At 71.4% G+C, this 23,113-nt stretch carries 29 protein-coding genes and 1 pseudogene; 23 read left to right on the top strand and 7 right to left on the bottom strand.

Going from position 1 to position 23,113, the window contains the following annotated elements:
• Window positions 1–346: 346 nt before the first annotated feature.
• Window positions 347–724 carry a hypothetical protein gene (locus tag VME70_16420; protein ID HTW21782.1) on the top strand — a complete coding sequence of 126 codons (378 nt, stop codon included), beginning with the start codon at window positions 347–349 and terminating at the stop codon, window positions 722–724.
• A 9-nt stretch (window positions 725–733) separates the two neighbouring features.
• On the opposite strand, the gene VME70_16415 is transcribed toward VME70_16420, so the two are convergent.
• Both VME70_16415 and VME70_16410 read right to left on the bottom strand, forming a co-directional pair.
• Window positions 734–1,939 (bottom strand): hypothetical protein, encoded by a 1,206-nt coding sequence (locus VME70_16415; protein ID HTW21781.1) that lies wholly within the window; start codon window positions 1,937–1,939, stop codon window positions 734–736.
• A 58-nt stretch (window positions 1,940–1,997) separates the two neighbouring features.
• On the bottom strand, window positions 1,998–2,708 hold the full coding sequence (locus VME70_16410; GenBank protein HTW21780.1) for an IclR family transcriptional regulator: 711 nt from the start codon (window positions 2,706–2,708) through the stop codon (window positions 1,998–2,000).
• Window positions 2,709–2,796: 88 nt separating this feature from the next.
• Between VME70_16410 and leuC the strand changes: the two genes are divergently transcribed.
• The 3 genes and pseudogenes from leuC to VME70_16395 all read left to right on the top strand — a co-directional run bounded on the left by leuC (window position 2,797) and on the right by VME70_16395 (window position 5,329).
• Window positions 2,797–4,170: a 3-isopropylmalate dehydratase large subunit gene (gene leuC, locus VME70_16405; protein ID HTW21779.1), complete on the top strand. Its 1,374-nt coding sequence runs from the start codon at window positions 2,797–2,799 to the stop codon at window positions 4,168–4,170.
• A gap of 15 nt (window positions 4,171–4,185) precedes the next feature.
• Window positions 4,186–4,773 carry a 3-isopropylmalate dehydratase small subunit gene (gene leuD / locus VME70_16400; GenBank protein HTW21778.1) on the top strand — a complete coding sequence of 196 codons (588 nt, stop codon included), beginning with the start codon at window positions 4,186–4,188 and terminating at the stop codon, window positions 4,771–4,773.
• A gap of 115 nt (window positions 4,774–4,888) precedes the next feature.
• Window positions 4,889–5,329: pseudogene (locus VME70_16395) on the top strand (HU family DNA-binding protein).
• A 4-nt stretch (window positions 5,330–5,333) separates the two neighbouring features.
• On the opposite strand, the gene VME70_16390 reads toward VME70_16395, so the two are convergent.
• Together VME70_16390 and cofC are read right to left on the bottom strand one after the other, a co-directional pair.
• Window positions 5,334–5,564: a hypothetical protein gene (locus VME70_16390; protein HTW21777.1), complete on the bottom strand. Its 231-nt coding sequence runs from the start codon at window positions 5,562–5,564 to the stop codon at window positions 5,334–5,336.
• Window positions 5,561–6,205 (bottom strand): 2-phospho-L-lactate guanylyltransferase, encoded by a 645-nt coding sequence (gene cofC, locus VME70_16385; protein HTW21776.1) that lies wholly within the window; start codon window positions 6,203–6,205, stop codon window positions 5,561–5,563. The genes VME70_16390 and cofC overlap by 4 nt, the downstream gene beginning before the upstream one ends.
• A gap of 56 nt (window positions 6,206–6,261) precedes the next feature.
• On the opposite strand from cofC, the gene VME70_16380 reads away from it, so the two are divergent.
• From VME70_16380 to VME70_16360, 5 genes are read left to right on the top strand one after another with little or no spacing between them, the layout of a single operon-like run.
• The gene (locus VME70_16380; protein ID HTW21775.1) at window positions 6,262–6,969 is read left to right on the top strand and encodes a lysophospholipid acyltransferase family protein; all 708 of its coding nucleotides are present in this window, start codon (window positions 6,262–6,264) and stop codon (window positions 6,967–6,969) included.
• Window positions 6,966–7,976, top strand: a complete 1,011-nt coding sequence (locus tag VME70_16375) for an NAD(P)H-dependent glycerol-3-phosphate dehydrogenase (GenBank protein HTW21774.1) — start codon at window positions 6,966–6,968, stop codon at window positions 7,974–7,976. The genes VME70_16380 and VME70_16375 overlap by 4 nt, the downstream gene beginning before the upstream one ends.
• On the top strand, window positions 7,969–9,258 hold the full coding sequence (locus VME70_16370; protein ID HTW21773.1) for an aminotransferase class I/II-fold pyridoxal phosphate-dependent enzyme: 1,290 nt from the start codon (window positions 7,969–7,971) through the stop codon (window positions 9,256–9,258). Before VME70_16375 ends, VME70_16370 begins: the two co-directional genes overlap by 8 nt.
• 38 nt (window positions 9,259–9,296) lie before the next feature.
• Window positions 9,297–10,514 carry an NlpC/P60 family protein gene (locus VME70_16365; GenBank protein ID HTW21772.1) on the top strand — a complete coding sequence of 406 codons (1,218 nt, stop codon included), beginning with the start codon at window positions 9,297–9,299 and terminating at the stop codon, window positions 10,512–10,514.
• Window positions 10,511–11,584, top strand: a complete 1,074-nt coding sequence (locus VME70_16360; protein ID HTW21771.1) for a D-alanine--D-alanine ligase family protein — start codon at window positions 10,511–10,513, stop codon at window positions 11,582–11,584. Before VME70_16365 ends, VME70_16360 begins: the two co-directional genes overlap by 4 nt.
• Before the next feature lie 19 nt (window positions 11,585–11,603).
• Here VME70_16360 and VME70_16355 read toward each other — a convergent pair whose 3' ends face one another.
• On the bottom strand, window positions 11,604–12,065 hold the full coding sequence (locus tag VME70_16355; protein ID HTW21770.1) for a DUF3515 family protein: 462 nt from the start codon (window positions 12,063–12,065) through the stop codon (window positions 11,604–11,606).
• Window positions 12,062–12,298 carry an Lrp/AsnC ligand binding domain-containing protein gene (locus tag VME70_16350; GenBank protein ID HTW21769.1) on the bottom strand — a complete coding sequence of 79 codons (237 nt, stop codon included), beginning with the start codon at window positions 12,296–12,298 and terminating at the stop codon, window positions 12,062–12,064. Before VME70_16350 ends, VME70_16355 begins: the two co-directional genes overlap by 4 nt.
• Between VME70_16350 and VME70_16345 the strand changes: the two genes are divergently transcribed.
• Both VME70_16345 and thiD read left to right on the top strand, forming a co-directional pair.
• Window positions 12,238–13,317: a thiamine-phosphate kinase gene (locus VME70_16345; protein ID HTW21768.1), complete on the top strand. Its 1,080-nt coding sequence runs from the start codon at window positions 12,238–12,240 to the stop codon at window positions 13,315–13,317. The genes VME70_16350 and VME70_16345 overlap by 61 nt on opposite strands.
• Before the next feature lie 26 nt (window positions 13,318–13,343).
• Complete coding sequence (gene thiD, locus VME70_16340) at window positions 13,344–14,144, top strand: bifunctional hydroxymethylpyrimidine kinase/phosphomethylpyrimidine kinase (protein ID HTW21767.1); 801 nt, start codon at window positions 13,344–13,346, stop codon at window positions 14,142–14,144.
• Here the strand turns inward: thiD and rpmB are convergent.
• A complete protein-coding gene (rpmB, locus tag VME70_16335) occupies window positions 14,141–14,329 on the bottom strand; it encodes a 50S ribosomal protein L28 (GenBank protein HTW21766.1) in 189 nt (62 codons plus the stop codon). The genes thiD and rpmB overlap by 4 nt on opposite strands.
• A 101-nt stretch (window positions 14,330–14,430) precedes the next feature.
• Here rpmB and recG point away from each other — a divergent pair, with 101 nt between their 5' ends.
• The 12 genes from recG to VME70_16275 all read left to right on the top strand — a co-directional run.
• Entirely contained in the window at window positions 14,431–16,590 is a 2,160-nt protein-coding gene (gene recG, locus VME70_16330; GenBank protein HTW21765.1) for an ATP-dependent DNA helicase RecG, read from the top strand.
• Entirely contained in the window at window positions 16,587–17,138 is a 552-nt protein-coding gene (gene rsmD / locus VME70_16325) for a 16S rRNA (guanine(966)-N(2))-methyltransferase RsmD (protein HTW21764.1), read from the top strand. Before recG ends, rsmD begins: the two co-directional genes overlap by 4 nt.
• Window positions 17,135–17,611: a pantetheine-phosphate adenylyltransferase gene (gene coaD, locus VME70_16320; GenBank protein ID HTW21763.1), complete on the top strand. Its 477-nt coding sequence runs from the start codon at window positions 17,135–17,137 to the stop codon at window positions 17,609–17,611. Before rsmD ends, coaD begins: the two co-directional genes overlap by 4 nt.
• A gap of 32 nt (window positions 17,612–17,643) precedes the next feature.
• On the top strand, window positions 17,644–18,144 hold the full coding sequence (locus VME70_16315) for a hypothetical protein (GenBank protein HTW21762.1): 501 nt from the start codon (window positions 17,644–17,646) through the stop codon (window positions 18,142–18,144).
• 57 nt (window positions 18,145–18,201) lie between these two features.
• Window positions 18,202–18,813: a DUF177 domain-containing protein gene (locus VME70_16310; protein ID HTW21761.1), complete on the top strand. Its 612-nt coding sequence runs from the start codon at window positions 18,202–18,204 to the stop codon at window positions 18,811–18,813.
• A gap of 2 nt (window positions 18,814–18,815) precedes the next feature.
• Window positions 18,816–18,989 (top strand): 50S ribosomal protein L32, encoded by a 174-nt coding sequence (rpmF, locus tag VME70_16305; GenBank protein ID HTW21760.1) that lies wholly within the window; start codon window positions 18,816–18,818, stop codon window positions 18,987–18,989.
• Between the two features lie 11 nt (window positions 18,990–19,000).
• Window positions 19,001–19,285 (top strand): phosphopantetheine-binding protein, encoded by a 285-nt coding sequence (locus tag VME70_16300; protein HTW21759.1) that lies wholly within the window; start codon window positions 19,001–19,003, stop codon window positions 19,283–19,285.
• A 4-nt stretch (window positions 19,286–19,289) separates the two neighbouring features.
• A complete protein-coding gene (gene rnc, locus VME70_16295) occupies window positions 19,290–20,006 on the top strand; it encodes a ribonuclease III (GenBank protein ID HTW21758.1) in 717 nt (238 codons plus the stop codon).
• A gap of 14 nt (window positions 20,007–20,020) precedes the next feature.
• Window positions 20,021–20,884, top strand: coding sequence for a bifunctional DNA-formamidopyrimidine glycosylase/DNA-(apurinic or apyrimidinic site) lyase (gene mutM, locus VME70_16290; protein ID HTW21757.1), 864 nt, complete (start codon window positions 20,021–20,023; stop codon window positions 20,882–20,884).
• Complete coding sequence (locus tag VME70_16285) at window positions 20,881–21,165, top strand: acylphosphatase (GenBank protein ID HTW21756.1); 285 nt, start codon at window positions 20,881–20,883, stop codon at window positions 21,163–21,165. The genes mutM and VME70_16285 overlap by 4 nt, the downstream gene beginning before the upstream one ends.
• Window positions 21,166–21,380: 215 nt before the next feature.
• Window positions 21,381–21,542, top strand: a complete 162-nt coding sequence (locus tag VME70_16280; GenBank protein HTW21755.1) for a hypothetical protein — start codon at window positions 21,381–21,383, stop codon at window positions 21,540–21,542.
• A 95-nt stretch (window positions 21,543–21,637) separates the two neighbouring features.
• On the top strand, window positions 21,638–23,113 hold a 1,476-nt coding region (locus tag VME70_16275; protein ID HTW21754.1), incomplete at its 3' end, for an AAA family ATPase.

Raw genomic sequence — 23,113 nt, 5'->3', positions numbered from 1 at the left:
GGACACTCGGGGGCGGCTCTTCAATCCAGCGCGGCTGACCCAATCCCCACGGTCAGCACTTCGGATCAGTCACTTCCCGGACCCGCCACCGACAACGCTATCGCCGCACACAAACGCGCGTCTTGACAAAGAGGGGACCCGCTTGGTTGCGGTCCTCCGGCAACCGTCGACGCTGCAGACGAGGTTGACTCTTCGACCGATCGGTCGGTCTGCCTGTACGTTGCCGAGTCGCAGCCACCTCAGCAGATGCGCATGACACCATCCGCGCGCTTCGGCATCTCGCTCGCAGCCGTCGACCGAGCACTCCTTCGCCATGATTCCCCCCCGAGGTTGATCATCGTGGCCGGTGCCGACGATTTCGGTCGGCGCCCTCCTCGAGTTGTGGAAACCTGCGGGAGTGCGGTCGATGCGGTACGACGAGCTCGCGCAGCGGATCGCCGCGCTGCCGGCCCACAACGGCGTACGCCTGGTTGCGGTTGACGGATGTGGGGGAGCGGGCAAGACGACGTTCGCGTTCATCGTCTGGGTTGACGCGCCGCGTGACATCCGCCTGGATCGTGGCATTGAACGCGACGGGGCAGCAGCTGCTGGGCGGTGGGCGGTGTGGATGGCTGCCGAGGACGAGTACGTCGCGCGAGACAAGCCGATCGACCGCGCCGACCTCATCGTCGACGGCAGCGCACTGACGGCCGCTCCAGACCGGAGCTTCGTCGTCCGGGATTGAGCGCGAGAGTCAGGCTGCATACGCCGGTTCGGCGGTGATGCTGTCCGTGCCGGGCTCGTCCGAGGGCTCGGGGACCACGCGTGGGGCCCGCACGATGACGACCAGCACGCTGAGGACCCAGGCGAGCCGGCCGATCGCGCACACGGTGGGCGGCGCGACGAGGTGCAGGCCGAACTCGATCACCACGGTCCAGATCGTCCAGAGCGGCAGCCGGCGCTGGGCCGGCCTCATCAGGTCCCACGCCAACGCTGCGAGCACCGGGCCGAGGCCGTAGTAGCTGTAGATGTACGGGTCGAACGCGACTCGGACGGCGAGCCCGGCCAGCGGCGCCGCCGCCCAGCGTCCGCGGACCGCGACGTAGGTCGCCACCGCGACGCCGGAGGCGAACTGTGCCGAGCGCAGCCAGCCTTGCACCTGGCCGTGCAACCCGAACAAGTAGAGGATCGACCCCGGCCGCGGCACGATCAGGAAGCTGCCGAGCGCGCTCACCGTCTGGGGTGCGGCGATCACGAACGGCGCCCAGAACGCGGCCGCGCTGACGATCAGTGCGAGGCAGGCCTTCGCCCGTCCCGTCCGCGGCAACCCGATCAGCACCGGCGCCATGACGATCGCCCACGGCTTCGCGGCGACCGCGACTCCCAGTGCGATCCCGATCAGCCACGCGGATCGTCCGGTCGCGATCAGCCAGAGCACCAGGCAGAGCAGCAGCATCGCCATCGCGTCGTCGAGATGGTGGTACTCACCGACCTCGTAGCCCCACGCGATCGAGATCGGCAGCCCGAGCGCGAACACGATCGCCCGGCGGCGTACCGCGCCCACGCCCGCAGACACGCCCGCAGACACGGGCGCAGTCACGCGCGCAGCCGCCGCTTCGACGAACGCGATCGATGCGATCCCCATCAGCGCCATCAGGACGACCCACAGGACGTTCACGGTGTGGGGCGACATCCATTCGGTCGCGATCACCGGCAACAACGCCGGCGGTCCGACCTGGACGATCGGCAGGTTCGCGTAGAGGTGCAGCGGGTTGCCGCCGTAGATCGCGATGCCGCGGTAGTGGGTCAGCACTCGCGCGCCGACCTCGAAGATGACCCAGTCGTTCGCGTTGTGGGAGGACTTCAGGTAGCCCTCGTGGGCGCTCACCAGTACGACGGCGAGCAGCACGAGGTAGCGCAGCTTCAGCGAGCTGCGCCCGAGCCTGCCGAGGGCCTCCATCTTTGTGTCCTCGGCGGCCCGGCGGGGTGGCTGAAGCCGTGGGGCGCCCTCTTGACGGCTACCTCCGAACCGCGTTCGACAGCGCCTCGCCCGCTGCCACGACCGCGTCGGCGTACCTGCGCCCGGGGGACCGGGTGAGCCGGTCGATCGGGCCGGACACGGACACCGCCGCCACGACCTCGCCGGCCGGGCCGAAGACTGGCGCCGAGACCGAGGCCACCCCGGGCTCGCGCTCGGCCACGCTCGCCGCCCAGCCGCGCCGGCGCACGGTTGCGAGCGTGGCCGCCGTGAACCGGGCCGCATCGACGAAACGGGCCGCCTGCTCGGCCGGTGACCAGGCGAGCAGCACCTGCGCAGCCGAGCCCGCGGTCATCGGCAGCTCGGAGCCGACCGGCACGGTGTCCCGCAAGCCGCTCGAGCGCTCGGCCGCCGCGACGCACCGCCGCGTGTCGCCGGCTCGCCGATACAGCTGCGCGCTCTCCCCGGTCGTGGCGCACAGCTGGTCCAGGACCGGGCCGGCCGTACGCAGGAGCTCGTCCTCGCCGTCCCTGCCGGCGAGCTCCGCGATGCGCGGGCCGAGCCGGAACCGGCCGGTTGCGTCGCGCGCGACGTAGCGGTGGCCCTCGAGCGCCACCGCGAGCCGGTACGCCGTCGGCCGCGACAGCTCGGTGCGCTCGACCAGGTCCGCGAGCGACGCCGGACCTGCTGCCAGACAGTCGAGCACGGCCACGGCCTTGTCGAGGACGCCGACGCTGCTACGCTGTGTCATATCGTAATACTCGCGTATCAGTATGTGAGACATCAAGGTCCGCGGGGCACTTGTTGCAGCCGCAGCTCGATCCGACTGGAGGCTCACGATGGGCCGCACGCTCGCGGAGAAGGTCTGGGACGCGCACGTCGTGCGCCGCAACGAGGGTGAGCCCGACCTGCTCTACATCGACCTGCACCTCGTCCACGAGGTGACCAGCCCGCAGGCCTTCGACGGACTGCGGATGAACGGACGCCCGGTACGCCGCCCGGATCTCACGATCGCCACCGAGGACCACAACGTCCCGACGACGTCGGGCCCGATCACCGACCCGGTCAGCCGGACGCAGGTCGACACGCTGCGGCGCAACTGCGCCGAGTTCGGCGTACAGCTGCATGCGATGGGTGACCCCGGGCAGGGCATCGTCCATGTCATCGGTCCGCAGCTCGGCCTCACCCAGCCCGGGATGACCGTCGTCTGTGGCGACAGCCACACCAGCACCCACGGCGCGTTCGGTGCGCTTGCCTTCGGCATCGGCACCAGCGAGGTGGAGCACGTGCTCGCCACGCAGTCCCTGCCGCTGCAGCGGCCCAAGACCATGGCGATCGAGGTCGACGGAGAGCTTCCGGCCGGCGTGACCGCGAAGGATCTCGTGCTCGGAATCATCACGCAGATCGGCACCGGCGGTGGTCAGGGACACGTGATCGAGTACCGCGGGGACGCCGTTCGGGCGCTCTCGATGGAAGGTCGCATGACCGTGTGCAACATGTCGATCGAGGCGGGCGCACGGGCCGGCATGATCGCGCCGGACGCGACGACGTTCGACTTCCTCGCCGGCCGCCCGCACGCGCCGCAGGGAGCCGACTGGGACGCAGCGCTCGCCTACTGGCGCACCCTTGTCACCGACGACGACGCGAGCTTCGACAAGACCGTTCCCGTCGACGCCGCCGCGCTCTCGCCGTGGGTCACCTGGGGGACGAACCCCGGTCAGGGCGCGCCACTTGCGGGCGCGGTTCCCGAGCCGCGCGATGCCGCAGACGAGCGCGCGCTCGCCTACATGGACCTGCGTCCCGGTACGCCGCTTCACGACGTCGCGGTCGACACCGTGTTCGTCGGGTCGTGCACGAATGGGCGGCTCGAGGACCTGCGCGCGGCTGCGGACGTGCTGCGCGGGCGACGGGTCGCACCCGGCGTACGCATGCTGGTCGTCCCCGGCTCGGTCCGTGTGCGTGAGAGCGCCGAAGCCGAGGGCCTGCATGAGGTGTTCGAGGCCGCGGGCGCGGAGTGGCGCGGCGCCGGATGCTCGATGTGCCTGGGCATGAACCCCGACAAGCTGGCGCCCGGACAGCGCAGCGCGTCGACGTCCAACCGCAACTTCGAAGGTCGTCAGGGACCGGGCGGGCGCACCCATCTCGTGTCGCCACCGGTCGCGGCGGCGACTGCGGTGGCCGGCCGGCTCACCGCGCCGGCGGAACTGCCTTAGGGGGCGATGTCACTCATGGATGCCTTCACCGTGCAGACCGGACGTGCGGTACCGCTGCGCCGCAGCAACGTCGACACGGACCAGATCATCCCCGCCGAGTACCTCAAACGGGTGACCCGCACCGGCTTCGCGGACGGCCTGTTCAGCGCGTGGCGTAGCGACCCCGAGTTCGTGCTCAACGATCCGCGGTACGACGGCGCGTCGGTTCTCGTCGCCGGACCCGACTTCGGCACGGGGTCAAGTCGCGAGCACGCGGTGTGGGCGTTGCGCGACTACGGCTTTCGCTCCGTCATCTCCGCGCGGTTCGGCGACATCTTTCGCGGCAACGCGTTGAAGGACGGACTCCTGCCGGTCGTGCTCATGGCGGACGAGGTCGCCGCGCTGCAGTCTCTCGTCGAAGCGGATCCGCGCATCGATGTGACGGTCGACCTGGTCGCGCGATCCGTGACGGCACCGGGTTTCGCGGCGGGATTCGACATTGACGACTACACGCGCTGGCGCTTGATGGAAGGTCTCGACGACATCGGACTGACGCTGCGGCACACCGATGCGCTGGAGGCGTTCGAGGTGACTCGGCCGGGTTGGATGCCTGCGGTCACCTAGGTTTTTGCCGACACACTGAAAAAAGTTGCTCGGAATCGTTGTAAACAGAGGGAAACCTGCCCTAGCGTCCAGCGTCAGGTCGAGGGACGTCCTCGACGAACAGCGGAGGGTGCACGTGAACAGGGCCGATCTGATCGATGCGATCCGCGACCGTCTCGGCGCGGACAAGAGAACCGCCGAGTCTGCGGTCGATGCAGTGCTGGACACCATCCAGCGCGCGGTCGCAACCGGCGAGCGAGTAGCAATCACCGGCTTCGGGGTGTTCGAGAAGGTGGAACGCGCGGCGCGTACCGGCCGCAACCCTCGCACCGGAGAGACCGTGCGGGTCAAGAAGACCTCGGTGCCGAAGTTCCGTCCCGGCACGCAGTTCAAGGGCGTCGTGAGCGGCGCGATCAAGCTCGGCCGGGCCGAGGGCGCAACCAAGAAGGCGGCCGCCAAGAAGGCGCCGGCGAAGAAGACGGCCGCCAAGAAGGCGCCGGCGAAGAAGGCCGCCAAGAAGACCACCGCCCGGAAGACGACTGCCAAGCGGGCGCCCGCGCGCAAGACCGCGCGCCGCTAGCTCATCGGGAGCGCGGTCCGGCCGAGTTCGGCATCGTCGCAATCGTGATCAAGGTCACGTTGCCCGAACCGTCGAACTCGAGCCGGACCCGCTGCCCGGGTCTCAGCAAGAGCAACCCCGACCGGTCGAAGGCAGCCGCGTCGTAGGGCGTGACCGTCCCGTCGTCGAGCAGTACGTCGCCACCGCGCGTCTGCTCATCGAAGCGCCGCACGGTCGCTTGCACACGATTCATCGCCGCCCGCCGCGGCTGCTCGCGAGGTCGTTGAGCACCGCCGCCGTCCGCGGTCCGACTCCGAGCACCAAGGCCGCGTCGAGCGCTGCCGTCGTGTCGACGTCGTTCCGCAGTGCCGGCGCCGCCTCATCGGTCAGGTCGACCGCACCGCTGGCCAGATGCTGCGCCCGCGAGCCGGGGCCGAAGGCCGGCGTGAAGTCGGCGACCGTCCGCCCGGTCAGGAGCGTGGTGCCGGTTCCGTCGATGTCGGAGACCACGGCGGACGCGTGCACTGCGGCGCGGTTGAGCGCGTCGTCGAGCTGGTCCGCCCGCAGTGCGGGCAGGTCGCCGGACAGTGCAGCCACCGATCCGGCCGGCACGGCGGAGGCGCCGTAGGCCAGCGCCGGGTTCAAGCCCGCGTCGGGACGGTCCTCGATCACGCGCGCTCCCGCTCCGGCGAGCACCCGTTCCGCGGTGTGGTCGCTCGTGATCACGACGACCTCGGCGACTGCGTCTGCCGCCAACGCGGCACGGACGGTGTCCTCAACCATCGCCAGGGCGAGCCGGACCCGGGTTCGGTCATCGAGGCCGAGCCGGGTCTTGGCCTGCTCCAATCGCTTGACCGGGACCAGCACGGTCCATGGATCGCGGTCGGGGCGCACATCTGGCATCCTCGCAAAGGCAGCCGTTCGCACGCGGCGCACGGTCGGAGGTCGGGGTGAAGTACGGGCGGTTGGGCTTCTGGTACCGCCTCGTGGTCGTCGTCTGCTCGCCGGTCATGCGACTCACCACCCGGCGCGACTGGCGGAGCATGGACCGGGTGCCGCGCACGGGGGGTTGCATCATCGCCGCCAACCACATCAGCTACGTCGACCCGCTCGCGCTCGGGCTCTACGTCCTGAACGCCGGGCGCACGCCGAAGTTCTTGGCCAAGTCCTCGTTGTTCGAGATCCCGTTGTTCAAGCACGTCGTGAAAGGTGCGAACCAGATCCCCGTCTATCGCGGAACCGCGGACGCGTCCAGCGCGCTGGCCGCGGCGGTCGATGCCGTCGATGCCGGGGACTGCGTGCTGATCTACCCGGAGGGCAGCGCGACCCGCGATCCGGACTGCTGGCCGATGCGGGCACGCACCGGTGTCGCGCGGCTTGCGCTGTCGACCGGCGCACCGGTCATCCCCGTCGCGCAGTGGGGGCCGCAACGGCTGTGGCGTTACAAGCAGAAGTTCCCGAAGCCGTTCCCGCCCAAGAAGGTGTCGATCCTCGCCGGTGAGCCGGTGGATCTCTCGGCGTACCGCGACCGTCCGGTCACCGCTGACGTGCTGCGAGAGGTCACGGAGCTGGTGATGGCGAGCATCACGGACCTGCTGGTCGAGCTGCGCGGCGGTCAGCCGCCGGCGGTCACCTACGACCCGCGGCTTGCCGCGTGACCCGCGCGGCCGTCGTCGGCGCGGGCTCTTGGGGGACAGCATTCGCTCAGGTGCTCGTCGACGCCGGCACCGAAACGGTGCTGCTCGCCCGCCGCAGCGAGCTCGCCGCCGCGATCGACGAGCTGCACGAGAACCCGGACTACCTGCCTCGGATCTCGCTGCCGTCGCGGCTGCGCGCCACCTCCGATCCGGAGCGCGCGCTGCAGGGTGCCGATCTCGTCGTGTTCGCGATGCCGTCGCAGACGCTTCGCGACAACCTCAACGAGCTGGCCACGATCGTTCCCCGCGACGCGGTCATGGTCAGCCTGATGAAGGGGGTTGAGCTCGGCACCGACAAGCGGATGACGGAGGTCATCGGCGAGATCCTCGACCTGCCGAGCAACCGGGTGGCCGCCGTCACCGGCCCCAACCTGGCCCGCGAGATCGCCCTGCGCGAACCGGCCGCCTCCGTCGTCGCCTGCACCGACCTGGAGGTGGCGCGCCAGGTCCAGGTCGCGTGCCACTCCGGTTACTTCCGGCCGTACCGCAACCACGACGTCATCGGATGCGAGTTCGGCGGCGCCGTGAAGAACGTGATCGCGCTCGCCGTCGGCATGGCGGCCGGCCTCGGGTACGGCGACAACGCCCGCGCCTCGGTCATCACGCGCGGGCTGGCCGAGATCTCCAGGATCGGGGTCGCTCTGGGTGCCGAGCCGCTCACCTTCGCCGGCCTGGCCGGCATGGGGGACCTGGTCGCCACCTGCTCCTCGCCGCTGTCCCGTAACCGGACCTTTGGCGAGGACCTCGGCCGCGGTCTCACCGTTGACCAGATCCTGTCCAAGACGAAGCAGACCGCCGAGGGCGTGAAGTCGTGCCGGTCGATCCTCGACCTTGCGCAGAAGCACGACGTCAACGCGCCGATCACCGAGCACGTCGTCAAGGTGGTTGACGACGGCATGACTGTTCCCGAGATGATGGCATCGTTGTTGGCCAGTGACCCCAAGCACGAGCAGGACGCCGATGTCTGACGAGTTCCCCACGTCGAACGAACGCCCGTCCAACCTGCCGATCATCGAGCCCGGCGCCACGACCGCACGGTCCGAGAACACCCGCGCCGTGCACGCCCCTCGTCCCGACTTCAGCTCCGTGCGCACGCTCGGCCTGCCGACGTACCGCACGTCGGCGTTCGAGTTCGAGCGGACGCAGGACTACGCCGCCGTGCTGAACGACCGCAAGCCCGGCTACAGCTACAGCCGGATCGACAACCCGACGGCGGACGCGTTCGCGCTCGGCGTCGCGGCGCTCGAGGCGCACGGGCTCGATCGCGCGGTCGGTGCCCAGCCGTTCGCCTCGGGCATGGCGGCGATCTCCACGGTGTTTCTCGCGCTCGCTCGGGCCGGCGGCCACGTCGTTGCGCCGGCCGCGGTGTACGGCGGGACCTACGGGTTGATCCAGCACGTCCTCGGCCGCTTCGGCGTCGAGGCGACGATGGTCGACATGACCGACCTGGATGCGGTCCGCGCAGCCGTGCGCGAGAGCACCTCGCTGGTCTGGGCAGAGACGATCGCGAACCCGACGACGGCGGTCACCGACCTGCCGGCCGTTGCCGCGATCTGCCACGAGGCCGGTGTTCCCTTCTGCGTCGACAGCACCTTCGCGCCGCCGCCGGTCTGCCGCCCGCTCGCCTGGGGTGCCGACCTGGTCGTCCACTCGGCGACGAAGTACCTCGGCGGGCACTCCGACGTGACCGGCGGCGTCGTGGTCGGCGACATCGGCCTGGTGACGCAGGTTCGGGCGGCGCGGATCGACCTCGGGGGCTCGCTCGCCCCCGACGAGGCGTTCCTCTTGCATCGCGGCCTGGCGACTCTGCCCCTCCGGGTCGAGCGACACTGCGCAACCGCGCTCGCGGTGGCCGAGGCGCTGGTGGGGCATCCGGCAGTGGAACGGATCGAGTACCCGGGCCTGACCGGTCACCCGCAGCACGCGCTGGCGGGCAAGCTGTTCGAGACCGGTCCCGGCGGACCGCGGTACGGTGCGATTCTCACGATCAGCCCACGGGGCGGCCGCGCGGCCGGCTACGAGCTCGCGGACGGGCTTCGGGTCGGCACGGTCGCGACCAGCCTGGGCGGGGTGCACACCGTGGTCAGCCACGTCGCGTCGACGACCCACCGCCAGTTCGACGACGCCGCGCTCGAGGCGGCCGGCATCGCACCGGCGGCGGTCCGGTTCAGCATCGGCCTCGAGGACGCCGACGATCTGGTCGACGACATCGAGCGCGCGCTCGACGCCGTGCTGCGGGCGCAGCGATGAACTGCACACCAGCCACATCTGGCACTAAGATCACTTCCGTGTCAGCCTTCCGGCGGCTCCGCGTCGGGGCGGTCGTCGCAGCGCTGGCGTCCCTGACGACGCTTGCGGCCGCGCCGGTGCCTGCGCTTGCCGCGCACGGCCACGGCGGCCCGAGTGCGGGCCAGATCGCCAAGAGCCGGCGTGAGGTCGCGAGCCGGGAGCGTCAGGTGCGCGCCGCCGCGGCAGCGGTGGAGCGCGCCAAGCTGGCCCTCAACCGGCTGAACACCTCCGCCGAAGTGGCGTTCGAGGCCTACGACGAAGCCCGGGTGAAGCTGCACGCCGCGCAGCACGCGGTCCACACCGCGCACGTCGTCCTGGCCGGTGCCACCCAGCAGGTCAACAGCGGCGAGGTGCGGGTCCACAACTTCGTGACCGCGGCGTACGAGACCGGAGGGCTGTCCTCGCTGGACGCCTACCTCTCGCCCGGCGGCCCGGCGGAGCTGGTGTCACGGGTCGGCGCGCTCGCGGCGGTCGACACCTCCGAGCACACGACGCTCCAGCAGCTCGAGGCGGCGCAGATCTACCAGGGCGTGGTCAGCCGGCAGGCGGAGTCGGTGGCCTCGATCGCGACCGCAGCCGCGGCCGCGGCCAACCGGGCGAAGCAGGCGGCGCTCGCGGCGGTCCACCGGCAGAGCGTCCTGCTGGCGAAGCTGCGCACGACGCAGCACCACCTGAACCTGCTGCTCACCCAGGCCAAGGCGCACGTGTCCAAGCTGCAGCGCGAGCGGTTGGCCGCGATCGCGGCGGCCCGGGCGCGGGCAATCGCGCGCCGGCAGGCCCAGGGCTCGTCCGGTCCGAGCCCGTACTCCGGCCGGTCCGGCAACCTTTCCGGCACCGTGTCCGCCGCGACCGCGCTCGCCGCGCTGCAGGCCGCCGAGTCGCAGATCGGCAAGCCCTACCAGTGGGGCGCGGCCGGCCCGAACTCCTACGACTGCTCCGGGCTCACGATGTGGGCCTACGACCAGGTCGGGGTGCACCTGCTGCACTACACCGGCGACCAGTGGAACGAAGGCGCCCACGTGAGCCGCAGCGAGCTGCGCCCGGGCGACCTCGTGTTCTTCGCGACCAACACCTCGGACCCGTCGACCATCCACCACGTCGGCATGTACGTCGGCGGCGGCGAGATGGTGGATGCGCCGTACACCGGCGTCGACGTCCGGTACGACTCGATCGACCGGCCCGACTACATCGGTGCCGTCCGGCCCTACCAGCGGTGAGCCCGGAGCCAGCCGAGCACCGGCCGGTCCGGGTTGCCGTGATCTTCGGCGGCCGCAGCAGCGAGCACGCGATCTCCTGCGTCACTGCCGGCAGCGTGCTCGGCGCCCTCGACCCGCACGACTACGACGTCCTTCCGATCGGGATCACCCTGGAGGGGCGCTGGGTGCGCGGCGACGCGAAGGCGCTGGAGATGCACGGTCGCGAGCTGCCCGCCGTCTCCGGTGCCGGGGCATCGCTCGCGCTGCCCGGTGACCCCACCGCTCTTCCCGCCGAGCTGGCCGGGGTGGACGTGGTCTTCCCGCTGCTGCACGGGCCGTACGGCGAGGACGGAACCGTTCAGGGGCTGCTCGAGCTGGCCGGCGTGCCGTACGTCGGATCGGGGGTGTTCGCCTCGGCCGCCGCGATGGACAAGCACCAGATGAAGCGTTTGCTTCGAGAGGCCGGACTCGCGGTCGCGCCGTACGCCGTGGTCCGGGCCGGTCGGCCGGTGCCGGCAGCGGTCGCCGAGCTCGGCTTCCCGGTCTTCGTCAAGCCCGCGCGGGCCGGCTCGAGCATCGGCATCACCAAGGTCACCGACCGGGCCGGGCTGGAAGCTGCGCTCGACGCCGCACACGAGCACGACCCGAAGGCGCTCGTCGAGGTGGCGATCTCGGGCCGGGAGATCGAGTGCGGGGTGCTCGCGGGCCTGGGCGATGGGGTGCCGGAAGCCTCGCTGCCGGCCGAGATCCGGGTCGGTCCGGACTCCCCGTTCTACGACTTCGAGGCGAAGTACATGCCGGACAGCGGCACCGAGTTCGACATCCCGCCGAAGCTCGACGACGCGACCATCCTGCGGATCCGCGAGATGGCGGTGGCGGCGTTCACCGCGCTGGACTGCGAAGGGCTGGCCCGCGTCGACTTCTTCCTGACCGACGACGACACGTTGCTGGTCAACGAGGTCAACACGATGCCCGGCTTCACCCCGGTGTCGATGTACCCGCAGATGTGGGCAGCGAGCGGCGTGGACTACCCGACGTTGGTCCGCCGGCTGATCGACGACGCGTTGCAGCGGGGGACCGGCCTGCGCTGAGCGCCGACCTCGCCGACGGTCAGGGCAGCGCGTGCCGCAGCGGCACGGCGAGGTCCACGAGGAATGCGCCCTGTCCCTGGTAGTGCTTCGGGACGGTCAGCCGCAGGTAGATCGTCGTGCCTGCCGCGACGCCGGGCCGCAACGCGGTCCAGCTCACCGCGGATCCGGCGCGCTGCTGGAACCACCGCACCCCGTCGACCTCGGTGGTCTCCGACGAGGACGCCGAGTAACCCGCAGGCTGCGCAACGCCGCAGGTGAGCACGACCGGCGGCGACCCCCACGCGTGCACCAGGTTCGACCGCGGGCTGATGACCCGCGGCTTCAACCCCTCGAGCCGCTGCGGGAGCAGGTTGGTCAGCTGCGCGCAACGCTCCGAGACCGCGCCGCTGAGCACCGGCGGCTCGACCTTGACCGCACCCGGTGTGCAGGCGCAGACAGTCGCCAGGACGACCGCCGCGACCGCGGGCGCGGCGAGCTTCAGAGGTGGACGACCGGGCAGGTCAGCGTGCGCGTGATGCCGGGCACCGCCTGGACCTTCGCGACCACGAGCTTGCCGAGCTCGTCCACGTTGCGCGCCTCGCTGCGCACGATCACGTCGTACGGTCCGGTGACGTCCTCGGCCTGCGTGACACCCTTGATCGACGCGATCTCGGTTGCTACCGCTGCTGCCTTCCCGACCTCGGTCTGGATCAAGATGTAAGCCTGAACGGTCATCGGCGCTCCTCACCCTGAGCAAACCCGGCGCTGGAAGCCCTGACGGTATCCGACCGGAGAGGACGGTTGTCATCTCGGTAACCGATGAAGGCGAGTTCGGGCTGGTCCGGCGGATCATCGCCCGGCTCGGCGATGCCGGCGACCTCGTGGTCGGCCCGGGCGACGACGCGGCCGTGATCGAGGCGCCGGACCGACGGGTCGTCGCGTCGACGGACCTGATGGTCGAGGACCGGCACTTCCGCCGGGACTGGTCGAGCGGGTACGACGTGGGTCGCAAGGCCGCGGCGTCGAACCTCGCGGACGTCGTGGCGATGGGGGCGAGCCCGACCGCGATCGTCGTCGGGCTCGCGATGCCGGCGGATCTGCCCGTGGGTTGGGTCGACGCGCTCGCCGACGGGCTGCGCGACGAATGCGCCGAGCTCGGTGCGGTCGTGGCCGGCGGTGACATCGTCCGCAGCGACACGCTGACGATCGCCGTCACCGCACTCGGAGACCTCTCGGGCCGCGCGCCGCTGACGCGCGCCGGCGCCCGGCCGGGCGACCGCGTCGTGCTGGCCGGTCGGCCCGGCCGGGCCGCGGCCGGCCTCGCGATGCTGACGGCAGGCCATCCGCACGCGCCCGTGGTCGCCGCACACCGGCGTCCGCATCCGCCGTACGGCGAAGCGCTCGCCCTCGCGACGGACCACGGGGCGACCGCGATGATCGACGTCTCCGACGGCCTGCTCGCGGACCTCGGTCACATCGCGGCCGCATCCGGCGTACGGATCGAGCTGGTCGCGGCGCGGCTGCCCGTGGACCCGGAGGTGGCCGCCGCGGCCGCGCAGCTCGGCGTCGACCCGATCGACTGGGTCGCCACCGGCGGCGACGACCACTGCATCGCCGCAACCGTGCCCGCTCGGGCCACGCCCGAGCTGCCGGTCATCGGCGACGTCTTCGCCGTGGCGCCCGGTGGCGTCGCCGAAGTGGTCTTCGTCGACCGCCCGACTCCACCGGCCGGTGGCCATGAGCACTTCCGCTGAGCGGCGGTGTTCGTAGGCTGGGAGCGGTGAGCATCACCGCGCCGCCTCGCGTTCTCACCGTTGCCGGGTCGGACTCGGGCGGTGGGGCCGGGATCCAGGCCGACCTGAAGACGATGCTGGCTTTCGGCGTGCACGGCATGAGCGTCGTGACCGCCGTGACCGCGCAGGACTCGAACGGTGTCCACGGGTACTGGGAGCTCCCGGTCGAGGCGGTCGACGCGCAGCTCGCGGCGGTCCTGGACGACATCGGCGTCGACGCGGTCAAGACGGGGATGTTGGCCTCGCCCGACCTGGTGTCGGTGACCGCCAAGCGCCTCGGGCAGGTGAGCGCGCCGATCGTGGTCGACCCGGTCTGTGTCTCGAAGCACGGGGACCCGCTGCTGGTGCCCGAGGCGGTCGAGGCGATCGTCACCGAGCTGCTCCCGCTCGCGACCGTCGTGACCCCGAACCTCCCCGAGGTCACCCGGCTCACGGGGCTGGTGGTGCGCGACGCCGGCGGCCAGCGTGAAGCGGCTGAGGCCTTGCTGGCGCTCGGGCCGACGTGGGTCCTGGTGAAGGGTGGCCACCTCGACGGCGCGCCGAACGACCTGCTCACCGATGGCGACACGGAGGTTGAGCTCACGGCGCCGAGGCTGGACAACAGGCATACGCACGGCACCGGCTGCACGCTCGCGTCGGCGATCGCCTCGTCGCTGGCGCTGGGCGGCTCGGTGCCGGACGCCGTACAGGCAGCGAAGGACTACGTCACGGGAGCGATTGCGGGTGGGTTCCCGCTCGGATCAGGCATCGGCCCGGTCGACCACGCCTGGCAGAGCCGCGGCGGCTAGCGCGCGACTTTCCCGGCTTTGATGCAGCTGGTGCAGACGTTGAGGCGCTTGCGGTTGCCGCCGCCGACGACGGCTCGGACCGACTGGATGTTCGGGTTGAAGCGCCGGCGCGTGCGCCGGTGCGAGAACGACACGTTCATGCCGAACCCGGGACCCTTGCCACACACATCGCAGACGGAAGCCACGGCGACAGGGTAGCCCGGCGCCGCGCCCGGACTCAAAGTTCGCTCGCGCCGTCGACGTCGAGTCGGCCGAGCGTCCTACGCTGCCGCGTGGAGGTGGGCCGGTGGTTGACGGCAGCACGCCGTTGAAGACGGTCGTCGGGGGCAAGACCGCGGCTGCGCTCGCGAAGGCGTTCGACTACGCGACCGTGGGCGACCTCCTGCACCACTACCCGCGGCGCTACTTCGAGCGCGGCGAGCTCACCGACCTTGCCGAGCTCAAGGTGGGGGACCAGGTCACCATCCAGGCGAAAGTGGTCAAGGTCAGCGGGGTGAAGATCCGCGAGAAGCTGCACAAGACCGACGTGACGGTCACCGACGGAACCGGCCGGCTCGTGGTCACCTTCTTCAACCGGCGCTACCTCGACCACACGCTGCTCGAGGGCATGGAGATCGTCGTGGCCGGCGAGGTGGAGCGGTTCAAGAGCCGGCTGCAGCTCAAGCAACCGGACATCGCGGTCGAGGGTGACCGGCTGCTCGCCGAGGCGGGTGCACTCATGCCCGTGTACCCGGCGACCAAGGCCCTGCCCACCTGGTCCATCCGCCGGGCGGTCCGTACGGCACTCGATGTCGCTGACCTGCCCGAGACCCTGCCGGACCCCCTTCGCCGCGATCGTGGGCTGATCGGCGTCGACCAGGCACTGCAGTGGATCCACCGACCGGAGAGCTGGAAGCAGATCCAGCAGGCCCGCGATCGCCTCAAGTACGACGAGGCGTTCGTCCTGCAGGTGGTGCTGGCGCAGCGGCGGTCGCGGATCGACCTCGAGCCGGCGACGCCACGCGCACCCCGGGCAGGTGGACTGCTCGAGGCGTTCGACGCGCAGCTGCCGTTCACGCTCACGGCCGGCCAGGTGACGGTCTCCGAGGACGTGATGGCCGACCTCGCCGGGACCCGGCCGATGCACCGGCTGCTCCAGGGCGAGGTCGGGTCCGGCAAGACCGTGGTGGCGCTTCGGGCCATGCTCGCGGTGGTCGACGCCGGTGGCCAGGCGGTGCTGCTCGCACCGACCGAGGTGCTGGCCCAGCAGCACGCCCGGTCGATCGATGCACTGCTCGGACCGCTCGGGCGCCAGGGTGAGCTCGGCGCCGCCGACGTCGCCACGCGCGTGGCGCTCGTCACCGGGTCGATGAGCGCGCAAGCCCGCCGGCAGGCGCTGCTCGACATTGCGAGCGGCGATGCCGGCATCGTGGTCGGCACGCACGCGCTGCTGGAGGAGCGGGTGCAGTTCTTCGACCTCGGACTGGTCGTCGTCGACGAGCAACATCGCTTCGGCGTCGAGCAGCGCGACGCGTTGCGCGGCAAGGGAACGACGCCGCCCCACGTGCTGGTCATGACCGCGACACCGATTCCGCGGACGGTCGCGATGACGGTGTACGGCGATCTCGAGACCTCGACCCTGACCGAGCTCCCGCAGGGTCGTCAGCCGATCGCGACGACCGTGGTTCCGACCGCCGACAAGCCCGGTTGGCTGGACCGGGTCTGGGCGAGGGCGCGCGAGGAGGTCGACGCCGGCCGCCAGATCTACGTCGTGTGCCCCCGGATCGACGCCGACAACGGCGAGGACGACGCCGGCGACGCGGACGCTCCGGAAGCGCCCGAGGGCGGTTGGCGGGCGGCGGCGGCGGTCGAGGACTGGGCGCCGCGACTCGCGGCCGGCGCGCTGGCCGGCCTGCGGGTCGAGATCCTCCACGGCCGGCTGGCCTCCGACGCCAAGGACGACGTGATGCGCCGGTTCGCCGCCGGCCACGTCGACGTACTCGTGGCCACCACGGTGATCGAGGTCGGCGTCGACGTCGCGAACGCGACGGCGATGGTGGTGCTCGACGCCGACCGGTTCGGGATCTCCCAGCTGCATCAGCTCCGCGGTCGGATCGGACGCGGCGCGCATCCCGGCGTGTGCCTGCTGGTCACGGGCGCAGAAGCCGGTACGGCGGCCCGCGAGCGACTCGACGGCGTCGCCGCCACACTGGACGGGTTCGCGCTCGCCCGGCTCGACCTCGAGCAACGACGCGAGGGTGACGTGCTCGGCGAGTCGCAGTCCGGCCGCCGGTCCCATCTCAAGCTGCTCCGGCTGCTTCGTGACGAGGACGTGATCGCCTCGGCCCGCGCCGACGCGACCGAGCTGGTTGCGGCGGACCCTGATCTGGCCGGCCATCCGGCGCTGGCCGCCGCGGCCGCTGCGCTCGTCGAGGCCGAGCGAGCCGACTACCTGGAGAAGACGTGACGCGAGTGATTGCCGGGACGCTCGGCGGCCGCCGGCTGGTCGTGCCGAGCGGGCCGGAGACGAGGCCGACCGCAGACCGGGCGAGAGAAGGGTTGTTCTCGACCCTGACGTCGATGCGCGGGAGCCTCGACGGCGCGGCCTTTCTCGATCTCTACGCCGGGTCGGGTGCGATCGGCATCGAGGCCGCCAGCCGGGGCGCGGCGACGACGATGCTGGTCGAGCGCGACCCGGCCGCACTTCGCGCCATCCGCGAGAACCTCGCGTCGCTGGAGCCGGCCGGCGTCGAGCTGTCCGGCGAGCGGGTGGAGCGCTGGCTGGCCCAGCCGGCGACGCAGGCGTTCGACGTCGCGTTCCTCGACCCGCCGTACGCCGACCCGGTCGAGCCGGTCCTGCGCCTGCTGGCCGAGCGCGGCTGGCTCGCACCGGAGGCGATCGTCGTGGTCGAGCGGGCGAGCCGGCGGACCGGACCCGGATGGCCGGCCCGGATCGCCGAGCTCCAGTCGCGGCGCTACGGCGAAGCCACCCTCTGGTACGGTCGCCGATCATGACGCGGGCGGCGTGTCCTGGTTCCTTCGACCCGATCACCAACGGCCACCTCGACGTCATCGAGCGGGCGGCACCTCTGTTCGACGAGCTCATCGTCGCGGTCGGGATCAACGTGTCGAAAAACCGGCTCTTCGAGCCCTCCGAGCGCCTCGACATGATCCGCGAGGCGACCGCGCACCTCCCGAACGTCACCGTCGAGACCTTCCAGGGCCTGATCGTCGACTTCTGCACCGCCAGAGGCATCCAGGCGATCGTCAAAGGGCTGCGTGCGGTCAGCGATTTCGACTACGAGCTGCAGATGGGCCAGATGAACCGCTCGCTCGCCGACATCGACACGTTGTTCATGCCGACCGCTCCGCATTACAGTTTTTTGTCGTCAAGCCTCGTCAAAGAGGTCGCGACGTACGGCGGAGACGTCTCGGGCCTGGTGCCCGAGTCCGTGCTCCGCCGGCTGCGGGAGCGGCTCGGGGGCTAGCCGCTGCCGCCGGACACGACGGGAAGGCAACGGTGGACATCTCCGCGCAACTCGACGAGCTCGCCGCGATGATCTGCTCGGCGCGCGCGATGCCGATGTCGGCGTCCTGCGTCGTCAACCGCAACGAGGTGTTGGAGGCGATCGAAGGGCTCCGCGCGTCCCTTCCGGACGAGCTGACCATGGCGCAGGACCTGCTGGACGAGCGCTCCGCGGTCGTCGAGGAGGGCCGGGTCGAAGCGCAGCGGATCATCGACGAGGCGGTCGCGGAGCGCGACCGGCTGGTCGCCCGCACCACCGTGGTGAAGGAGGCGACCCGCGAGGCCCAGCGCCGGGTCGAGGCGGCGCAGGACGAGGCCGACCGGATGCGGCTCGAGGTCGACGACTACGTCGATGCCAAGCTGGCCAACTTCGAGATCATCCTGCGCAAGACCCTCGGGGCGGTCGAGCACGGCCGCGACAAGATCAGCGGCCGCCTCGACGAGCTCGAGGCGCTGTCGGACTCCAGCGAGCCCGCCGAGCCGCTTCCGAGCTGAGCCGCTTCCCGGCGCCGCTCCGGTAGGCTGGAGCGGCGGTAGTACGCCGCTTCTCCCATGATCGTGAGACTCCTCGCCATGCCCGCCCACCCCGCCGCGCACGCCGACGCGCGCTCGCCGTTCGTCGTCGACACCCGTGATCTCGGCCGCCGGCCCGGCACGATGCGCGAGCTGCAGCGCAGCGTCCCGGCGCCGCCCGGATGGGAGCTCGAGCTGGTTCGGGTCCCCGAGGCCGCGCCGGTCGAGCTGGACCTGCGGCTCGAGGCAGTGGTCGACGGCGTCCTCGTGACCGCCGCGGTCGCCGCGCCGCTCGCCGCGGAGTGTGGGCGCTGCCTCGAGCCCGTGCGGGATCGGCTGGAGCTCGCGGTGACCGAGCTCTACCTCTACGAGCCGGAAGCCGACCCGTCGGCCGAGGAGGACGAGGTCTGCGCGCTCGACGGCGACCTGCTTGACCTCGAGCCGGTGCTGCGCGACGCGGTGGTCCTCGCGCTCCCGCTGAACCCGCTGTGTACGCCGGACTGCGCCGGGCTCTGCCCGCGTTGCGGCGAGCGGCTGGCCGATGCCGCGGCCGATCACGGCCACGACGAGGCCGACTCCCGATGGGCGGCCCTCGCCCAGCTGCGCGAATCCGGCAGAATAGAGCCGACTCACAACTCCGAGGAGCAGTAACCGTGGCCGTTCCCAAGCGCCGGATGTCGCGTAGCAACACGCGCTCGCGCCGTTCGCAGTGGAAGACCTCCGCGCCGACCCTCGTCGACTGTCCGCGTTGCCGGCAGCCGAAGCTCCCGCACGTCGCGTGCACCGTCTGCGGCACTTACAACGGCCGCCAGGCGGTCAAGGTCTGACGGCTCGGATCGTGTCCGCGGGGTTCGACGTGTTCGAAGCAGTCCGCGGTGCGGTCGCGGTCGTCTGCGAGGTTCCGGCCGACCAGCTGACCGCGGGCACGCGGTTTGCCGACCTCGGCGCGGACTCGCTCTGCCTGGTCGGCATCGCCGACCTGGTGGAGGCGCGCGCGGCCGAAGCCGGCGGCCGGCTGTCCATCGACGACGCCACCCTCTGCCGGATCGGCTCACTCGGTGAGCTGACCGAGGACATCAAGTCCCGGCTGGACTCCCCGCCGGTGCTGTCCGTCGCCTCATGAGCCGATGGCCGTGACCGACCGCCGGGTCGACGACTCCGCCGATGTCGTCGGCCTGATCGACGCCCTCGGCGGCGGGGTCGACCGCGCGCTCGTGGAACTGGCGATGACGCACCGCTCCTACGCCTACGAGAACGGCGGGCTGCCGACCAACGAGCGGCTGGAGTTCCTCGGCGATGCCGTGCTCGGCGTGATCATCACCGAGGAGCTGTTCCGCCGTCACCCGGACCTGCCCGAGGGCCAGCTTGCGAAGCTGCGCGCAGCGATCGTGAACTCCCGGGCGCTGGCGGTCGTCGGGCGCACGATCGAGGTCGGCCGCTACGTGCGGCTGGGTCGCGGCGAGCAGGCCAGCGGTGGCCGCGAGAAGTCCTCGATCGTCGCCGACGCGGTCGAGGCAACGATCGGGGCGTTCTACCTCGACTGCGGGATCGAGGCCACGCGCGCCCTCGTGCTCCGGCTGTTCGCCGCCGCGCTCGACGACGCGGCCAACCTCGGCGCCGGCCTGGACTGGAAGACCTCGTTGCTGGAGCTCGCCGCCGAACGCTCGCTCGGCTCACCCGACTACGTCGTGCTCGAGAGCGGCCCGGACCACCAGAAGGTCTTCCACGCCAAGGTCCTGCTGGGCAACGTCGAGGTCGGTGAGGGCGACGGCAACAGCAAGAAGCAGGCCGAGCAGCTCGCCGCCGAGCAGGCCTGGACCGCCCTGACCGCACGCGGCTCGTAGCCGGCGGAACTGCCATGCCCGAGCTGCCGGAGGTCGAGACCGTCCGGGTCGGCCTCGATCAGTACGCCGTCGGGCGGACCATCGAGGCGGTCGACGTCTTCGGGCCGCGCACGCTGCGCCGGTACCCGCCGGGTGAGACCGACTTCGTCAACCGGCTGATCGGGCGGCGGGTCGAGAGCGCCCGCCGCCGCGGCAAGTACCTCTGGCTCCCGCTCGACGACGGCGCTGCCCTGCTTGCCCACCTCGGCATGTCGGGACAGTTCCTCGCGGTTGCCCCGGACACGCCGCCCGGCCCGCACCTGCGGGCGAGGTTTCGCTTCGCCGACGGTCCGCCCGAGCTGCGTTTCCTCGACCAGCGCACCTTCGGCGGGCTGTCGCTCGACGACACGGGACTGACCGACGACGGCGTACCGCGATCGCTCGCCCACGTCGCTCCGGACCCGTTCGAGGCGGCCTTCGACCCGGCCGCGTTCGCCGCCGCGATCCGCCGTCGCCGGACCGGTGTCAAGCGGGCGCTGCTGGACCAGACTCTGATCTCGGGAGTCGGCAACATCTACGCCGACGAGGCGTTGTGGCAGGCCCGGCTGCACTATGCGCGCGCCACCGACCGCTTGCGCCGGCCCGAGATCGAGCGCCTGCTCACCGCGGTGCGCGAGGTGATGGCGGCGGCGATCGTCGCAGGCGGGACGTCGTTCGATGCGCTCTACGTCGGGGTCAACGGCGAGAGCGGGTGGTTCGACCGCTCACTCGAGGTCTACGGGCGTGAGGGGGAGCCCTGCTCGCGGTGCGGGACGCCGATCGCGCGGCGCGCGTTCATGAACCGCTCGTCGTACTTCTGCCCGACCTGCCAGCCCCGACCCCGCAACGGCCGCTGGTGAGCGCGTCGGAGCCCGCTCGGCTGACCGCCTGGGTGCGCGGGCGGGTCCAGGGGGTCGGCATGCGCTGGTGGATCCGCGCTCGCGCGCTGGAGCTCGGGCTGTCCGGCTGGGCCCGAAACCTCGACGACGGCCGGGTGGAGGTCGTCGCAGAGGGCCCGAGAACCGCCTGCGAGACGCTGCTCCAGCGGCTGCGCGAACCCGGCGCGCCGGGCCGCGTCGACGGGGTCTCCGATCGCTGGTCGCCGGCCCGCGGAACGCCCGACGGCTTCGCCGAACGATGACCCTTGTGGTCTCTTGACCGGTCCCGATGCGGGGTTCACACTGAATATCGACCGCGACGCGTGATCATGCCGCGGATACGAACGAACCGCACACGGTTCCTCATACGTCGGGCGACGCCTCTACCGAGGTGTCCGCGACACGTCCTCAACCTGGAGGATCGGCAACGATGGCCAAGGCTCTACTCGGTCATGTCGGGAACGATCTCGACGTACGGGTGGCGGCCGAGCTTCGGCGACTGCGCAACCGGGTCCGCGAACTCGAGTCTGAACTCGAACGTCTGGAAGCAGCAAACAAGGCGCTGTCGGGCGGCGATCTGGTGATCGACAACGACATGCTGACCCTGTCCGTTCCCGAACCTGAGCCCGCCCTCACGTAACACGCGGCGCCGGCTCCCGGTGCAGCGTGACGTCGTCGGCTAGCGTGACGGTTGGCCTTCCCCGACTTCGCTGACCCCTTTTCGGAGCCCTGCGGGTGCATCTGTCGAGCCTGACCCTTCGTGGGTTCAAGTCCTTCGCGTCCTCCACGACGCTGCGTTTCGAGCCGGGCATCACGGTCGTCGTCGGCCCGAACGGCTCGGGCAAGTCGAACGTCGTCGATGCGATCGCCTGGGTGCTCGGCGAGCAGGGCGCGAAGTCGTTGCGCGGCGGGAAGATGGAGGACGTCATCTTCGCCGGCACGGCCGGGCGACCTGCGCTCGGCCGGGCCGAAGTCGTGCTCACGATCGACAACTCCGACGGTGCGTTGCCGATCGACTTCAGCGAAGTCACGATCTCGCGGACGATGTTCCGCAACGGCGGCTCCGACTACGCGATCAACGGAAGCCCGTGCCGACTGCTGGACGTCCAGGAACTGCTGTCCGACTCGGGCATCGGCCGCGAGATGCACGTCATCGTCGGGCAGGGCCAGCTCGACGCGGTGTTGCACGCCGCGCCCGAGGACCGGCGGGCCTTCATCGAAGAGGCGGCCGGCGTCCTCAAGCACCGCAAGCGCAAGGAGAAGGCGCTGCGCAAGCTCGAGGCGATGCAGGTCAACCTCAACCGGCTGCAAGACCTGACCAACGAGCTGCGCCGCCAGCTCAAGCCGCTCGGCCGGCAGGCGGAGGTCGCCCGCCGGGCGAGTGCGATCCGGGCCGAGTTGCGCGACTCGCGGTTGCGGCTGTACGCCGACGACCTCACCGACCTGCGCGCGACGCTCGACGCGGAGGTCGCGGACGAGACCGCACTGCTGCAACGGCGGGCGGCGGTCGAGGCCGATCTCGCCGATGCCAACCGGCGCGAGGCCGAGCTCGACGCCACCCTCGCGGCGCAGACCCCGCGCCTCGCGCAGGCGCAGGAGACGTGGTACCGGCTGGCCGGCCTGCGCGAGCGGCTGCGCGGAACCGCGTCGCTGGCGGCCGAGCGCCGCCGCGGGCTCGCGATCTCGGAGGACCTCGAGGTCTCGACCCGCGACCCGCAGGCCTGGCAGGCCGAGATCGACGCGATCCGCGTGGACGAAGCGGCCGTTGCCCGCGTGCTCGCCGACGACCGCGAGCGGCTCTCGGCCGCGCAGGCGGAGCGGTCGCGTCTGGAGTCGGCGCTCGCCGAAGCGGATGCCGCGCTGCGCGCGGCGCACCAGGCCCGGCTCGACCGGCGCGAGGGACGCGTGCGGCTGCAGGGAGAGGTGAAGGCGCTGCGCACCCGCGCGGCCGCTGCGGGCGACGAGATCGGCCGGCTGACCGCCGCGCTCGAGGCGGCGCAGCAGCGGGCGGCGGCCGCTCACGCCAGCTTCGCGGCACTGGAAAGCGAGGTCGCCGGCCTGGACTCGGGGGAGGTCGACCTCGACGCGGCCTACGAAGCAGCCGCGGCCGCGCAGGCGAGTGCCGAGGAGCAGGTCGCCACCCTGCAGGCCGAGGAGCATGAGGTCGAGCGGCAGCGCAGTGCGGCCGCAGCGCGTCGCGACGCGCTGGCG

Source organism: Mycobacteriales bacterium (assembly GCA_035504215.1).
Lineage (GTDB): Bacteria > Actinomycetota > Actinomycetes > JAFAQI01 > JAFAQI01 > DATAUK01.
The sequence above is the reverse complement of the archived record's forward strand: the minus strand, read 5'-3'. Positions and strand labels throughout refer to the sequence as shown.